This window comes from Caloramator sp. mosi_1 (assembly GCF_028622835.1).
Lineage (GTDB): Bacteria > Bacillota > Clostridia > Clostridiales > Caloramatoraceae > Thermobrachium.
In genome coordinates this window covers 2,692,789-2,708,135 of sequence record NZ_CP117677.1, presented here as the reverse complement: position 1 = coordinate 2,708,135, position 15,347 = coordinate 2,692,789, and the positions used below count along the sequence as shown (strand labels likewise).

Below are 15,347 nucleotides of genomic sequence, written 5' to 3'. Positions count from 1 at the left end.
TGAGGGGAGTTTACCCTTAAAAAATTGCACGACAAAAAGACCAACGATAGTTGGATTTCCTAAAATACAATATTTAACAGATTATTTATTACAACAATGAAGAATTCTATTCCTGAATCTATCAAAATTTCTATAGCCGAAGGCTATTCTTTTAATAACTTTGATTTTATTATTAAATCCTTCTATACAAGCATTTGTATAAGGAATATCAAAAGAATTACAAATCTCATTAAAATATCTGATATAGGTATTTGCACATCTTTTCAATTCATTGATACCACTATTTTGTGCAAGTTTAATCCAATCTTTTAAGAGGACACGAGCTTCGTTAGAAGAAGGTGAAGCATCAATAATACTCAATAACTTTTCCTTTAAAGTGTGGGCAATTGCTAATTCACTATTATAAGAAAACATAACTTGTAAAGCTAACTTTGAATCTGTATCAAGTAAGCCATATCTTTTTAAAATAAGCTTTTTACTTCTTTTAAAGTATTTTCTTAATTTAATTGATAGTTCTCTTTGGATACGTTTTCTTACCGCTTCTACTGCCCATATGACTTGTCTAATATAGTGAAATTTATCTATAACAATTACAGCATTTTTGAAATAAGTTTTAGCTAAATCAATATAGGGTTGCCACATATCACAAATAAAGTGTGTAACGCTATCGCGATTTTTAATTTTTCTAAAATAATCTATAAGAATATGCTCTTTTCTATCTTTAATAATGTCTAGTATTTTATGATTAACAGGATCGACTATTGCACAATGATATTTAGAACCACCAGAGTTACCTTTAAATTCATCTATAGATATTATTTTAGGTAAATTAGTAGGAGAAGAGTAAGATACATTATCAAAAATACGTTTTATAGTATCGATAGATAGATTAGTTTTTCTAGCAACTGATGTCATACTATATTCATTAGATAATTCATAAATTACAAACATAGCTAATCTATTAGTTATTCTATGATAACGAGGTAAAAATTCTATATGTTCATAAAATTTTTGCCGCAGGCATTACAACGATATCTACGTTTTTTAAGAATGATAAAAGTATGTTTAAAGAATAAGGGTATGTCTTTAATACGCTGAATTCTATAATCGTGAACTCTTGTAACTTTGGAATTACAATTAGGGCAAGTACAAATTTTTTTCTTAGTTTCTAAGTATATCTCAATGTACGTGTCATTATGAATAATCTTTTTATAATAACATCTTTAAAACCTAATAAATTTTTGATAGAATTATTAGTGTGCACTTGATGGATGCCTCCTTTCAGGTAAGGTTTTTGTTTGGTTATTTTAATTTTACCAGGTGTCTAATCAGGTGCACATATTTTTTGTAAAAATATGCTGGGTCTACGCCCCAACATTTATTATAGAACCATTATTTTTAAGGGAGCTTTGCTCCTTTTTATAGTATAATTATAAATAGCACCTGTAATAATTTGTGTAGCACATTAATTGATAAAGTAGGCATTAATAACAAAATATTCTGAAAAATCTTGTTAATTTATTTAACCTGTGTTAAAATAAGTTTAGACTTAAGAGGTGGGAGGTGTAAAGATGAAGACATTTGTTTCAATTCTACACGTTATATTTAGTTTACTTGTAATAGGTTCAATATTTTTACAACCATCAAAGGTTTATGGTCTATCAACAACAATTTCAGGTGGTGCAGAAACCTTCTTTGGTAAAAACAAATCAAGAACAATGGAGGCAAAACTCCAAAGACTAACAATTATTTCAATGGTGTTGTTTGTTATAACATCAATGGTGTTAGTATATTTAACTAACCACTAATAAAAAGGGGGATAAAAGAAATGAATAATCAATTAATTGTGCTGGCACCTATTGCAGGTGTTATTGCTTTATTATTTGCTTTTTTCCTTTCAAATAAAATAGGCAAACAGGATGCGGGAAATGACAGAATGAAGGAAATTGCAAGCTACATACACGAAGGGGCTATGGCATTTTTAACAAGAGAATATAAGACTTTATCAATATTTATCTTAATTGTATTTATAGTACTTGTTGTATTCATTAATTGGAAAACAGCAATATGCTTTTTAATTGGGGCGTTATTTTCAATTTTAGCAGGTTTCTTTGGTATGCAGGTTGCAACTAAGGCTAATGTAAGAACCGCACAGGCTGCAACAAAGGGGCAAAACAAGGCACTTGAGATAGCCTTCTCAGGTGGTGCTGTTATGGGTATGTCAGTTGTAGGTTTAGGACTTTTAGGTCTTGGGGTATTATATTTAATATTCAAAGATTCTAATATAGTGACTGGCTTTGGACTTGGAGCAAGCTCAATAGCTTTATTTGCTCGTGTTGGTGGAGGAATCTATACTAAGGCAGCAGATGTTGGGGCAGATTTAGTAGGTAAAGTAGAGGCTGGCATTCCAGAGGATGACCCAAGAAACCCAGCAGTCATTGCAGACAACGTTGGAGATAATGTTGGTGACGTTGCTGGAATGGGTGCAGACCTTTTTGAATCCTATGTAGGTGCAATTATTTCATCACTTACATTAGGTGCAGTTTTATTTAAAAATGGTGAAGGAATAATCTTCCCAATGGTTCTTGCTGCAATAGGAATTATTTCATCTATCATTGGTTCTTTATTTGTAAAGGGTGATGAAAATTCAAATCCTCAAAAGGCACTCAAGAACGGTACTTATGTAAGTAGTATATTGATTATAATTGCATCCTTTATTTTAAGCAAAACTGTTTTTGGAAACTATAAGGCCTTCTTAGCAATTACAGCAGGTTTAATAGTAGGTGTAATTATAGGACAATTAACAGAGATGTATACATCAGCAGATTTTACACACGTAAAGAAAATTGCAAAGCAATCAGAAACAGGACCTGCAACTAACATAATATCAGGTCTTTCAGTCGGAATGTATTCAACTGTTCTACCAATTGTATTTATTGCAGTTGCAGTACTGCTTTCCTTCTTTATAATGGGAGGATACAGCAATGTATCAATGGGACTTTATGGTATAGCACTTGCAGCCCTTGGTATGCTTTCAACAACTGGTATGACAGTTGCAGTAGATGCCTATGGGCCAATTGCAGACAATGCAGGTGGAATAGCAGAAATGTCTGGACTTCCAAAGGAAGTTAGAAAGATTACAGACAAACTTGATTCAGTAGGAAATACTACCGCAGCAATAGGAAAGGGATTTGCAATAGGCTCAGCTGCACTTACAGCTCTTGCTCTATTTGCATCTTATTCACAGGCTGTAGGTATTGAAAAGATAGATTTATTAAACCCGATAACATTAGTTGGAGTATTATTAGGTGGAGTTCTACCTTACTTCTTTGGTGCACTTTCAATGGAGGCAGTAGGTAAAGCTGCAAACCATATGATTGAGGAAGTTAGAAGACAATTTAGAGAAATACCAGGTTTAATGGAGGGAAAAGCTACTCCAGATTACAGAACTTGTGTAGATATATCAACTCAAGCAGCTCTTAAGGAAATGGTTCTTCCTGGTGTGCTTGCAGTAGTTGTGCCAATAATAGTTGGTATTTTACTTGGTGCAGAGGCTTTAGGAGGACTTATAGCTGGTGCTGTTGTATCGGGAGTACTTGTTGCAATCCTAATGGCAAATGCAGGTGGTGCTTGGGACAATGCTAAGAAGTTTATTGAAACAGGAGAACACGGTGGAAAGGGAAGCTTTGCTCATAAGGCAGCAGTAGTTGGTGATACTGTTGGTGATCCATTTAAGGATACAGCAGGTCCATCAATGAACATATTAATAAAGCTTATGACAATTGTTTCACTTGTTTTTGCACCACTATTTGTGAAATATGGTGGAATGTTAATAAAAATGTTGAAGTAATATATATTTCCTGGGAAATAAACAAGGCACGAATAATATTTTATATTATTCGTGCCTTCTATTATGTTACCTGTAATGTTATAGTGGCATCAGTGGGGTTGTTGATGTATAATAATTATAATATGTGAAAAAATAGTAAAAGATGAAATACTTAAGGAGTTGGTGCTTTGAGGAAGGAAAAGCTGCTTAAGATAGAGGGAGAATACGTTGTAATGACCTTTGAACAGGTTTTTGACAAGTATAAAAATATGCTTTATAAGGTTTGTAATAGATGGAAGGGGACTGCAGAGTATAATGACTTATTTCAGGTTGCATCAATAGGACTTTATAAGGCCTTTAATAGCTATGATTTAACAAAGGGAATTGAATTTTCAACGGTTGCCTTTACATACATAAAAAATGAGATAAGAAGTTTTTATAGAGAGGCAAAAAACATTTTGGATATCTTTCATTAAATGAGCAGAGCTATGACGAAGGAAACCTTCAACTTATTGATTCCATAAAGGATGAGAGCTTTGAAGAAAATATATTAGAAGAAATTTCAAAGGAACAGGATTTAACAAGGATATATACTGCAATGAGGCATCTTACTGAAAGACAAAAAATATATTTACAAAATATTACATAGAGGGTATGACTATGCAGGAGATAGCTGACCACTTTGGATTTCACGTAAGCTATATAGGAAAGGTATTAAAGAATTCAGTAAAAAGATTAAGGATAATTTAGATTAATTATACATACAAACTTTATCAAATGAAAAAAATAAGAAGGAGAGGATTATATGAGAAGGGAAGAGGCCTTAAGAGAAGTCACAAATAGAGTAAACAATAAGAATTTATTAAACCATATGATTGCAGTTGAAGCTATTATGGGAGGGCTGGCAGAAAAATTAGGTGAGAACAAAGAAAAATGGATGCTATGTGGACTTTTACACGATATAGATTATGAAGAAACAATGGAATTGCCCGAAAAGCACAGTATTGTTGGTGCTGAAATTCTAAGGGAATTAAGTGTGGATGAAGACATAGTATATGCCGTGAAGGTTCATAATGAAATACACGGATTTGAGAGAAAAAGTAAAATGGATAAGGCACTTTGGGCATCAGACCCATTAAGTGGTCTTATAACTGCCTGTGCTCTTGTTATGCCAGACAAAAGATTAGAAAATGTAACAGTTGATTCTGTACTTAAAAAGATGAAGAAGAAGGATTTTGCAAAGGGAGCAAATAGAGAACAAATAAAATCTATAGAGGAGATAGGATTAACACTTGAAGAATTTATACAAATTGGACTTGAATCTATGAAAAAAATAGCACAAGAAATTGGATTGTAAGAGGTGATGTTATGAGCTTAATTAAAGAGAAGATTCTTGCCTTTATGAGGGAAGAGGCCTATAAACCAATGACAGCAGAGGAACTTGCATTGATTTTTGATATTGATAAATCAGAATGGCAAAGATTTTATAAAATACTTGATGATATGGAACAGGATGGACAAATTATTAAGACTAAAAAGAAAGATATGGTGTTCCAGAGAGAATGAATCTTGTTGTTGGAAGGCTACAGGGCCACAGCAAAGGCTATGGTTTTGTTATACCAGACAAAGAGGGAGAGCCAGATATATTTATACCAGCAGAAGGTATAAATGGTGCAATGCATAATGATAGAGTTATAGCAAGAATAACAAGGGCTGCTATTAAGGATAAAAGGGTTGAAGGAGAAATTATAAGGATTTTAGAGAGAGCCAACAAGAGAATTGTTGGACGATTTGAAAAGAGCCAGAATTTTGGTTTTGTAGTTCCAGATGATAAGAGGATATACCAGGATATATTTATTTCTAAATCTAATATGGGTAAAGCAAAGGACGGACAGAAGGTTGTAGTAGAGGTTACAAAATGGCCTGAAAAGAGAAGAAATCCAGAAGGAAAGATTGTAGAGGTATTAGGAAGTATAAACACTCCAGGTGTAGACATTTTGTCTGTAATTAAAAAATACAATCTTCCTGAGGAATTCCGCAGGAGGTTGAGGAATATGCAAATGCAATTCCAGAGGAAATACCTGAGGCTGAAATTAAAAAACGTAGAGATTTAAGAGATAAAAGGATTGTTACAATAGATGGTGAGGATGCAAAGGACTTAGATGATGCTGTATCAGTAGAAAAGCTACCTGATGGCAAATATAAATTAGGTGTTCATATTGCCGATGTAACTTACTATGTAAAAGAACGTTCACCTCTTGATAAGGAGGCCTTTAAGAGGGGAACAAGTGTATACTTAGTAGATAGAGTTATACCAATGCTTCCAAAGAAGCTTTCAAATGGTTTATGTAGCTTAAATCCAAAGGTTGATAGATTAACCTTAAGCTGTGAGATGGTAATAGACGAAAATGGGAAAGTAGTTAGCCACGAAATATTTGAAAGTATTATTAAAACAAGTGAGAGAATGACCTATACGGATGTTACTAAGATACTAAGAGACAAAGACCCTGATCTTATGAAAAAATATGATTATTTACTTGAAGACTTTAAGCTTATGGAGGAGCTTTGTTTAATTCTCTATAAAAGAGAATGCAGCGTGGTGCACTTGACTTTGACTTTGAAGAATGTAAGATTGTGCTTGATGAAAAGGGTAAACCAATTGAAATAAAACCCTATGAAAGAGAGATAGCCAATAGGATTATAGAGGAGTTTATGCTTGTATGTAATGAAACTATTGCAGAACATATGTATTGGGTTGGTGTTCCCTTTGTTTACAGAATTCACGAAGATCCAGATGAAGAAAAGCTATTAAACTTTAGTGAATTTATACACAACTTAGGATATATCTTGAGGGTTACAAGAGAAGTTCATCCAAAGGTGCTTCAGGACATATTAGAACAAGTAAAGGGTAAAGATGAGGAGGTTGTAGTAAGTACACTTCTACTTAGGTCGTTAAAGCAGGCAAGATATTCACCAGAGTGTGCAGGGCACTTTGGTCTTGCAGCAAAATACTACTGCCACTTTACATCACCAATACGAAGATATCCAGACCTTATAATTCACAGAATAATAAAGGAACACCTTAAGGGAAAAATAGACCAAAAGAGAGAACAAAAACTAAAGAAGCTTGTTGAAGAGGCAGCAAAGCAATCAAGTGATATGGAAAGAATTGCACAGGAGGCAGAAAGAGAGACAGATGATATTAAGAAGGTCGAGTATATGATGGAAAGAATAGGAGAAGTATATCCAGGTATAATATCATCTGTAACATCCTTTGGTATGTTTGTTGAACTTGAAAATACAATTGAAGGTTTAGTTCATATAAGTAACTTAACTGATGATTATTACATCTATGATGATAAACATCATTCACTTATAGGAGAAAGAACAAAGAAGATTTATAAACTTGGTGATAAGGTTGTAATAAAGGTAGTTAAGGCAGATTTAGAGACAAGAACAATAGATTTTGTTATTGCAGATGAATATGAAGAATAAATAAGAGCATCTATCGCAGGATAGATGCTCTTATTTTTATACAAAAATATTATAAAAATACTTGCATAAAAATAAATGGTTATGTATAATTAAAAACATAAAATGAATAATTATAGGAGGTGCGGTAATGGGAAAGGTTGTGTTGGCCTATTCTGGTGGGCTTGATACATCAATTATAATTCCTTGGCTTAAGGAAAATTATGATTTAGAAATTGTAGCTGTTTATGTTGATGTAGGACAAGGTGAGGATACGGACTACATAAGAAAAAGGCTATAAAATCGGGAGCTTCTAAAATTTATATAGAGGATGTAAGAAGAGAATTCGTGGAAGAGTATTTATCAAAGGCAATAAAGGCAAGAGCTTTATATGAAGGTAAATATCTATTAGGAACTTCACTGGCAAGACCGCTTATTACGAAAAAATTAGTTGAGATAGCAGAAAAAGAAGGAGCAAAATATATCGCTCACGGCTGTACAGGAAAAGGAAATGACCAAGTAAGATTTGAGGTTTCAATCTATGCGTTAAACCCTGACATAAAAGTTATCGCACCTTGGAGAATTTGGGATATAAAATCAAGGGAAGATGCAATAGATTATGCTAAAGAAAAGGGAATAGAGGTTCCTGTTACAAAGGAAAAGATATATTCAGTAGATAAAAATCTATGGCACGTAAGTCACGAAGGTGGAGACTTAGAGTTTATAGAAAAACCACACAATACATCAATGTATGATATTGTAAAGCCTTTAGAGATGGCTAAAAATGAGGATGATATAGTTGAAATTGAATTTAGAGAAGGAAATGTTGTTTGTGTTGATGGAATAAAGGATTCAATCGAGATTATTGAATATTTAAATAAATTAGGAGGAGAACACGGCATAGGAATTGTAGATATGTTAGAAAACAGACTTGTTGGAATGAAATCAAGAGGTGTATATGAAACACCAGCAGGTACAATTCTCTACGCTGCCCATAGGGAACTTGAGTATGCAACGCTGGATAAAGAAACATTGCATTTTAAAGAGTCTGTTGTGTATAAATATTCAGAAATTATATATAATGGGCTTTGGTTTACGACTATAAGAGAAGCAATTGATTCCTTTATTGAAACTACACAAAAGAATGTAACAGGGAAGGTAAAACTAAAGCTTTATAAAGGCAATGTAATCCCCTATGGTGTATTTACTGAGAATGCACTATACGATAAAAACATTTCTTCCTTTGGTTTTAGTGAATTATACAATCATATGGATGCAGAAGGATTTATAAAGCTTTTGGACTTCCTGTAAAAATTAAATCATTAAAGCAAAAGTGTAAAGAGGAAGTGAGTATATGAAACTTTGGGGCGGACGATTTAGTGAGAAAACAAATGAACTTATGAATAGATTTAATAGTTCCTTTGATTTTGATAAAAGGCTTTACAGGCAGGATATAAGGGAAGTATTGCCCACGTTAAAATGCTTGGAAGGGTGAATATTTTAAATAAAGAAGAAGTGGACAAGATTTTGGAGGGGCTACAAGAAATTCTTAAAGAAATCGAAGAGGGCATTTTAGAGCTTGAGGGCGACTGGGAAGATATACATTCCTTTGTAGAGACAAAGCTTATAGATAGAATTGGAGATGTTGGAAAAAGCTTCATACATCAAGAAGTAGAAATGATCAAGTTGCTGTTGATATGAAGATGTTTGTAAAGGAAGAGGTTTTAGAGACTGTTTTTAAAATTGATAAGTTGATTGGTGTTTTAATAAAAAAGGAGATGAAAATGAATTCTTAATGCCAGGCTTTACACACCTACAACCTGCACAGGTTATAACCTTTAGATATTATCTTTTATCGTATGTTGAAATGCTAAAGAGAGATAAAAAAGACTGTTAAATGCCCTTTATATTTTAGATGAAAGTCCCCTTGGAAGTTGTGCACTTGCAGGAACAACAAATGATATAGATAGGCAATATACAGCAAAGGAATTGGGATTTAGGTCTCCAACTTGCAACTATTTAGACAGTGTAAGTGATAGAGACTACTTGATTGAAATTCTATCGGCTTTTCTATACTTATGATGCATTTAAGTAGGTTATCCGAGGAGATTATTATTTGGTCTACACCTCAATTTAGGTTTGTTACCTTAAGCGATGAATATTCTACAGGAAGCAGCCTTATGCCCCAAAAGAAAAACCCTGATTCTTTAGAACTTATAAGGGGGAAAACAGGAAGAGTATATGGAAGTTTGATTAATATACTTACTGTGCTAAAGGCACTACCTCTTGCCTATAACAAGGATATGCAGGAGGATAAAGAGTGTTTCTTTGATGCATTAGATACAGTAAACATTTGCATTCAGGTTATGATGGGCGTTATTGAGACAATGAAGGTTAATAGAGAGGAAATGTTTAAGGCATTAAAAGAGGATTTATTAATGCAACGGAGGTAGCAGATTATCTTGTTAAAAGGGAGTTGCCTTTAGGGATGCCCACGAAATTGTAGGAAGAATTGTTCTATACTGTGAAGACAGCAATAGGGCTATAGAGGATTTGAGCTTGGAGGAGTTTAGGCTTTTTCAACAAAAATAGAAGAGGATATATATGAGTACATTGACTATGAAAATATTTTAAAGAAGGGAAATAAAAAATATATTTTGATGGAGGTAGAATAGTATGAAAAAGATTGTATCAGTTTTATTAACTTTACTTTTAATGGTTTCAGTTATTGGATGTGGCAACAAGGAAAAACAAGATGAACTAAGTAAAATTAAAAAGGCAGGAAAGATTGTATTAGGAACAAGTGCAGACTATCCACCCTATGAGTTTCATAAGGTTATAAATGGTAAGGATGAAATTGTTGGTTTTGATATTGATATAGCAAAAAGATTGCAGAAGATTTAGGAGTACAGCTTGAAATAAAGGATATGAAGTTTGATGGTCTTCTTGCAGCTCTTCAGGCAGGAAAGATAGACTTTATTGTATCTGGTATGACTCCAACTGAAGAGAGAAAAAGAGTGTTGATTTTTCAGATGTTTACTATTATGCTGTTCAAACAGTTGTAATTTGTGCAGAGGATAAGGACAAGTTTAAAACTTTAGATGACTTAAAGGGTGCAAAAGTTGGAGTTCAAAAGGGTTCAATACAAGAGGGACTTGCACAAAAGTATATGAAGGATTCAGAGATTAAGGCTTTAGGGAAAATATCAGATATATTTTTAAGCCTAAAGGACAAAAAGATTGATGCAGCAATAATTGAACAACCAGTTGCTATGGCAAATGTAAACAAAAATCCTGATTTAATAATATCAGAAATAAAACTTCCAGATGAAGATGCAGGTTCTGCTATTGCAGTAAGAAAAATTCAGGGACACTTTTAGATGAAATAAATAAGACTTTGAAGAAACTTATGGATGAAAAGAAGATAGGAAGAGTTTGTTATAAAGGCAAACGAGCTTGTAGATTAATAAGGAGGTAGACAAGTGAATTTTGATTTTTTACCTAAATACTACAGTTACTTTATACAAGGAACAAAGTTTACAGTGCTTATAGCCTTCTTTTCGGTTATTTTAGGAATAATTTTCGGAACAGTTTTATCCTTGATGAGAATTTCAAACAACAAAGTTTTAAAGGCAGTATCTATAGGATATATTGAATTTATGAGGGGTACTCCCTCCTTGTTCAATTATTTATTATCTACTATGGACTTGATTTTTCTAAATTTATAGGTGGGGAATTTGGAGATATAGTATCAGGTATAGTTACATTATCCTTAAATAGTGCTGCCTATGTTGCTGAGATTATAAGGTCGGGAATACAGGCGGTAGATAAGGGACAGATGGAGGCTGCAAGAAGCCTTGGTATGCCCTATAGGATGGCTATGAGATATGTAATATATCCTCAGGCCTTTAAAAATATTCTTCCTGCACTTGTAAATGAGTTTATTGTTGTAATAAAGGAATCATCAATAGTTTCAATTATAGGTATACACGAGCTTATGTATAACGCAGATACAATAAGAGGTATTACATTTAGACCCTTTGAACCACTAATTATTACAGCAATTATTTATTTTATTCTAACGACTTCACTATCAAAATTATTAGGTAAATTAGAAGGGAGATTGAAGTTAAGTGATTGAGGTTAAGAGTTTAAATAAAAGATTTAAGAGTTTGCACGTTTTAAAGGATGTAAATTTGAAGGTTAAAAGGGTGAAGTTGTAGTTATCATTGGACCAAGTGGTTCTGGAAAAAGTACACTTTTAAGATGTTTAAATCTTTTAGAGGTACCAGATATGGGAGATGTCATATTTGAAGGAACAAAGATAAATAATGAGAATGTTGATATTAATAAAGTAAGGCAGAAGATGGGAATGGTGTTTCAAAGTTTTAATTTATTCCCTAATATGACTGTGCTTGAGAATATTACGATATCTCCAGTAAAGCTTAAGAAAATGCCTGTAGAGGAGGCAAATAGAATTGGACTTGAGCTTTTAAGAAGAGTAGGACTTTATGATAAGGCAGATTTTTATCCTTCAAAACTTTCAGGTGGACAAAAACAAAGGGTTGCAATAGCAAGGGCACTTGCGATGGGACCAGATGTTATGCTCTTTGATGAACCAACCTCAGCCCTTGATCCTGAAATGGTAAAGGAAGTTTTAATTGTAATGAAGGAATTAGCCTATGAGGGTATGACAATGGTTATTGTAACTCACGAGATGAACTTTGCTAAAGAAGTTGGAGATAGAATTGTATTTATGGATAGGGGAGCAATTGTTGAAGAAGGTACACCAGAGGAAATATTCAACTATCCTAAGAGTGATAGATTAAAAGAATTTTTGAGTCATTTTTAGTTTTTCCGTTTAGGGATGAAAACCTAAACGGAATTTTCATTCCTAACTTTACTAATTTTGAAATATATGATATATTGACATTAGTGGATGAATATTATATTATTAAATACACACGTTAATGATGGTGATAAATATGAAGGGTGAGAATAAGACTTTAGCAGAAAACAGAAAAGCAAGACACGACTATTTTATTGAAGAAACTTATGAAGCAGGTATCGAACTTGTTGGTACAGAAGTAAAGTCAGTAAAATTGGGAAAAGCTAATCTAAAGGATAGTTATGCAGAGGTTAGAAATGGAGAGATATTTGTTTATAATCTCCATATCAGCCCCTATGAAAAGGGTAATATATTTAATAAAGATCCATTAAGACCAAGAAAGCTTCTTATGCATAAAAGTGAAATAAGAAGGCTTGCAGGACTTGTTTCACAAAAGGGTTATACTTTAATTCCACTATCATTATATCAAACAAGAGGACTTGTTAAGATGCAGCTTGCTCTTTGTAAGGGTAAAAAGCTGTATGACAAGAGAGAAGATATTGCTAAAAGGATGCAATGAGAGAAATAGAAAAACATTTTAAAGAAAAATACCGCTACTAACTTGGGGGCGTCAAGGATTTCGACGGGGAGGTAGTGGTTCAGGAAGCGAGCCGAGGTACCCGGGCCTCGTTAAACACTGGGACTTAAAAATAAACGCAAACGATAATTTAGCTTTAGCTGCCTAATAACAGGTAGCCGTCCTACTCGGGAGGCCCACGGCCTGGGATAGGGCGTCGACAAGTGGGGAACGGGCCTATGTAAGCTTTGCCATAGGTCGGCATCTATGAAGCTACTGAAGTCTGAATCCTGTCAGTGGGAGTCAGATGGAGGGAATGTCAAAACACTGACTGCGCTCGGAGATGCCTGGATGGCTACTCTTTCGGACAGGGGTTCGATTCCCTCGCCTCCACCATATTTGAACGATTGATTGATACGATAGATAAAAGCCTTGAGAAATCAGGGCTTTTTGTTTTAAAAAATAGGAATTGAAAAATTTTACTTAATATTTAAAAATTGAAGGGAAAAAATAGTGCTATAAAAAATATCGGTGCGGTAAAAATCAGAACAATGTTCTTTAAATTGTTTCAGTTATTTTGTAAAATGTTATTAGTAAATATGTTTTGTTAATAAATTTGTTTTTGATTAGTAATAAAGGAGGAGAAAAACTAATGGAACAGCATATAACATTAAATATCACTGCTAAAAACAATTATTTAGAAGTTATAAAGGAACATTTCCCACAATGTTTTGATAGATTTGGGAATTTTGATATTGAGAAGTTTAAAAAGAATTACAACCACAAGAAGTCGATTTTTCAAAAGAAAGCTATGGCTTAGACTGGCTTGGGAAAAGCTATGCAAGACTACTTGCAACGGATTCGGCAACAACTTTACTTAAGGAAGATAAAGAATGGAATAACAAAGAAGAAAATAAAAATTCACAAAATTTGCTTATAAGAGGAGATAATTTAGAGGTTTTAAAGCATCTCTCAAATGCTTACTACAAAAAATTAAAATGATTTATATCGATCCTCCTTACAATACAGGTAATGATGGATTTGTATATCAAGATAATAGAAAGTTTACAGTTGAAGAATTTTCAAGACTAGCAGGAGTAGATGAAGAAAAAGCAAAAAGAGTTTTGGATTTTGTAAATAGTAAAAGCAATTCTAACAGTGCATGGTTAACATTTATGTATCCAAGAATTTATATTGCTAGACAACTTTTAAGAGATGATGGTGTTATTTTTATCTCTATTGATGATAATGAAACAGCTCAATTAAGATTGTTAATGGATGAAATATTCGGAGAAGATAATTTTATAGGAAGTATTGCATGGGAATCCAAAACAAAATCACAAAATACAAGAGATTCCTTTAATAAATTACAACCGAAAGTAGAATATATACTAGTATATACAAGAAAAGACGCTAGGAGATTTAATCTTATTCAAAAAGGAAAAAAGAATATCCTGAAGTAGATGATAGAGGGATTTATAGAGAGTATCAACTTGAAGTTATGAATTCAGAAGATATTAGAGGAAGACAAACTATGATTTATGAAATTGATGGAATTTACCCTCCGGAAGGAAAACAATGGAAACTAGGAAAAGAAACAATTGAAATGTTTAAAAAGCGCAATGATTTATTTATACGTGATGGTAAAATTATACTTAAAATGCGACCAGAAGATGAAAACTCCGAAATTACGGAACCATTTTGGGGATTTTTAGATAAAAATATCGGAACAGCGGAAAGTGCAAAAAGAGCTTTCAAGTATATTAGAAAGCGATAAACATGGTTTTGATACAGTAAAACCAATTAATCTCATTAAAAAGCTTATTTTTCATTCTACTAACTATGATGATATTATCCTTGACTTTTTGCGGGTTCAGGGACAACAGGCAATGCAGTAATGCAATTGAACGCAGAAGAAGGTGGGAATAGAAAATATATTCTAGTTCAACTTCCAGAGGCTATTGATCCTAAGAAAAACAAAACTGCATATAATTTTGTGAAGAATGAACTCGGAGTAGAAAATCCAACTATATTTGAAATAACAAAAGAAAGACTAGTGAGAGCGGCTAAGAAAATAAAGGAAGAAATAATTGAAAAGAAAATATCTGAAAAAGAAAAAGAGATAGAGGAAATTAGAGCAAGACTTGATATAGAAAGTAAAGAGGAAGAGATAAACAAGCTTCAAGAAGAAATAAAGTTATTAAAAATCAAGATTTAGGATTTAAGATATTTGAAACAGTTCCAATTTGGGAAGATTATGATTTAAAAGCAGAAAGTTTTAAAGAACAATTAACATTTTTGATGCAGCAAAACTAAAAGAAGAAGATATACAAATACTTCTTACTACTTGGAAAACATATGATGGTGTTCCTTTAACTGAAGATTTAAAGACCATTGATTTAGATGGGTATATAGGATATTATTATGATACAAAACTATATCTGATGTTTAAAGGATTTGAAACAAAACATTTAAAGAAACTTCTTGAAGAGATTGATGCAAATAAAGAATTTAACCCTGCAACTATAGTGGTTTTTGGCTATAATTTTGAAAGCAAAACTATGAGAGAGATAAAGGAAAATATATCATCTTATGCAAATAAGAAGAGTATTAATATAGATTTTGTGATAAGGTACTAAACAT

General features: G+C 32.9%; 11 protein-coding genes, 1 other RNA gene and 7 pseudogenes. 17 read left to right on the top strand and 2 right to left on the bottom strand.

Features of this window, described 5'->3' with window-relative positions:
* Positions 1-81: 81 nt before the first annotated feature.
* Both PL321_RS19150 and PL321_RS22085 read right to left on the bottom strand, forming a co-directional pair.
* Positions 82-1,020 (bottom strand): ISL3 family transposase, encoded by a 939-nt coding sequence (locus PL321_RS19150; RefSeq protein WP_337961026.1) that lies wholly within the window; start codon positions 1,018-1,020, stop codon positions 82-84.
* Entirely contained in the window at positions 993-1,154 is a 162-nt protein-coding gene (locus tag PL321_RS22085) for a transposase family protein (RefSeq protein ID WP_443110716.1), read from the bottom strand. The genes PL321_RS19150 and PL321_RS22085 overlap by 28 nt, the downstream gene beginning before the upstream one ends.
* 417 nt (positions 1,155-1,571) lie before the next feature.
* Between PL321_RS22085 and secG the strand changes: the two genes are divergently transcribed.
* The 17 genes and pseudogenes from secG to PL321_RS19055 all read left to right on the top strand — a co-directional run bounded on the left by secG (position 1,572) and on the right by PL321_RS19055 (position 15,343).
* Positions 1,572-1,808 (top strand): preprotein translocase subunit SecG, encoded by a 237-nt coding sequence (gene secG / locus PL321_RS19140; protein ID WP_273963025.1) that lies wholly within the window; start codon positions 1,572-1,574, stop codon positions 1,806-1,808.
* Between the two features lie 20 nt (positions 1,809-1,828).
* Positions 1,829-3,850: a sodium-translocating pyrophosphatase gene (locus PL321_RS19135; protein ID WP_273963024.1), complete on the top strand. Its 2,022-nt coding sequence runs from the start codon at positions 1,829-1,831 to the stop codon at positions 3,848-3,850.
* A 167-nt stretch (positions 3,851-4,017) separates the two neighbouring features.
* On the top strand, positions 4,018-4,305 hold the full coding sequence (locus PL321_RS19130) for a sigma-70 family RNA polymerase sigma factor (RefSeq protein ID WP_273963023.1): 288 nt from the start codon (positions 4,018-4,020) through the stop codon (positions 4,303-4,305).
* Between the two features lie 329 nt (positions 4,306-4,634).
* Positions 4,635-5,186 (top strand): HDIG domain-containing metalloprotein, encoded by a 552-nt coding sequence (locus PL321_RS19120; protein ID WP_273963022.1) that lies wholly within the window; start codon positions 4,635-4,637, stop codon positions 5,184-5,186.
* An 11-nt stretch (positions 5,187-5,197) separates the two neighbouring features.
* Positions 5,198-7,324: pseudogene (rnr, locus tag PL321_RS19115) on the top strand (ribonuclease R).
* A gap of 127 nt (positions 7,325-7,451) precedes the next feature.
* A pseudogene (locus PL321_RS19110) lies at positions 7,452-8,658 on the top strand (argininosuccinate synthase).
* Positions 8,655-9,975: pseudogene (gene argH / locus PL321_RS19105) on the top strand (argininosuccinate lyase). The pseudogenes PL321_RS19110 and argH overlap by 4 nt, the downstream one beginning before the upstream one ends.
* Position 9,976: 1 nt before the next feature.
* A pseudogene (locus PL321_RS22080) lies at positions 9,977-10,766 on the top strand (transporter substrate-binding domain-containing protein).
* Between the two features lie 15 nt (positions 10,767-10,781).
* A pseudogene (locus PL321_RS19095) lies at positions 10,782-11,440 on the top strand (amino acid ABC transporter permease).
* A pseudogene (locus PL321_RS19090) lies at positions 11,433-12,151 on the top strand (amino acid ABC transporter ATP-binding protein). The pseudogenes PL321_RS19095 and PL321_RS19090 overlap by 8 nt, the downstream one beginning before the upstream one ends.
* 121 nt (positions 12,152-12,272) lie before the next feature.
* Positions 12,273-12,748: pseudogene (smpB, locus tag PL321_RS19085) on the top strand (SsrA-binding protein SmpB).
* Positions 12,749-12,751: 3 nt separating this feature from the next.
* Positions 12,752-13,100, top strand: a transfer-messenger RNA (tmRNA) gene (ssrA, locus tag PL321_RS19080).
* Positions 13,101-13,356: 256 nt separating this feature from the next.
* On the top strand, positions 13,357-13,524 hold the full coding sequence (locus tag PL321_RS19075; RefSeq protein ID WP_273963021.1) for a hypothetical protein: 168 nt from the start codon (positions 13,357-13,359) through the stop codon (positions 13,522-13,524).
* A 178-nt stretch (positions 13,525-13,702) separates the two neighbouring features.
* Positions 13,703-14,167, top strand: coding sequence for a DNA methyltransferase (locus PL321_RS19070; protein ID WP_273963020.1), 465 nt, complete (start codon positions 13,703-13,705; stop codon positions 14,165-14,167).
* A 38-nt stretch (positions 14,168-14,205) separates the two neighbouring features.
* The gene (locus PL321_RS19065; protein ID WP_273963019.1) at positions 14,206-14,481 is read left to right on the top strand and encodes a hypothetical protein; all 276 of its coding nucleotides are present in this window, start codon (positions 14,206-14,208) and stop codon (positions 14,479-14,481) included.
* Between the two features lie 126 nt (positions 14,482-14,607).
* Positions 14,608-14,922 carry a hypothetical protein gene (locus tag PL321_RS19060; RefSeq protein ID WP_273963018.1) on the top strand — a complete coding sequence of 105 codons (315 nt, stop codon included), beginning with the start codon at positions 14,608-14,610 and terminating at the stop codon, positions 14,920-14,922.
* Positions 14,923-14,992: 70 nt separating this feature from the next.
* The gene (locus PL321_RS19055; protein ID WP_337961249.1) at positions 14,993-15,343 is read left to right on the top strand and encodes a hypothetical protein; all 351 of its coding nucleotides are present in this window, start codon (positions 14,993-14,995) and stop codon (positions 15,341-15,343) included.
* The last annotated feature ends 4 nt before the right edge of the window (positions 15,344-15,347 follow it).

Coding starts and splice junctions, on each gene's coding strand:
- secG (WP_273963025.1), top strand. CDS start 1,572: ATGAAGACATTTGTTTCAATTCTACACGTTATATTTAGTTTACTTGTA.
- PL321_RS19135 (WP_273963024.1), top strand. CDS start 1,829: ATGAATAATCAATTAATTGTGCTGGCACCTATTGCAGGTGTTATTGCT.
- PL321_RS19120 (WP_273963022.1), top strand. CDS start 4,635: ATGAGAAGGGAAGAGGCCTTAAGAGAAGTCACAAATAGAGTAAACAAT.
- PL321_RS19075 (WP_273963021.1), top strand. CDS start 13,357: ATGGAACAGCATATAACATTAAATATCACTGCTAAAAACAATTATTTA.
- PL321_RS19070 (WP_273963020.1), top strand. CDS start 13,703: ATGATTTATATCGATCCTCCTTACAATACAGGTAATGATGGATTTGTA.
- PL321_RS19065 (WP_273963019.1), top strand. CDS start 14,206: ATGAATTCAGAAGATATTAGAGGAAGACAAACTATGATTTATGAAATT.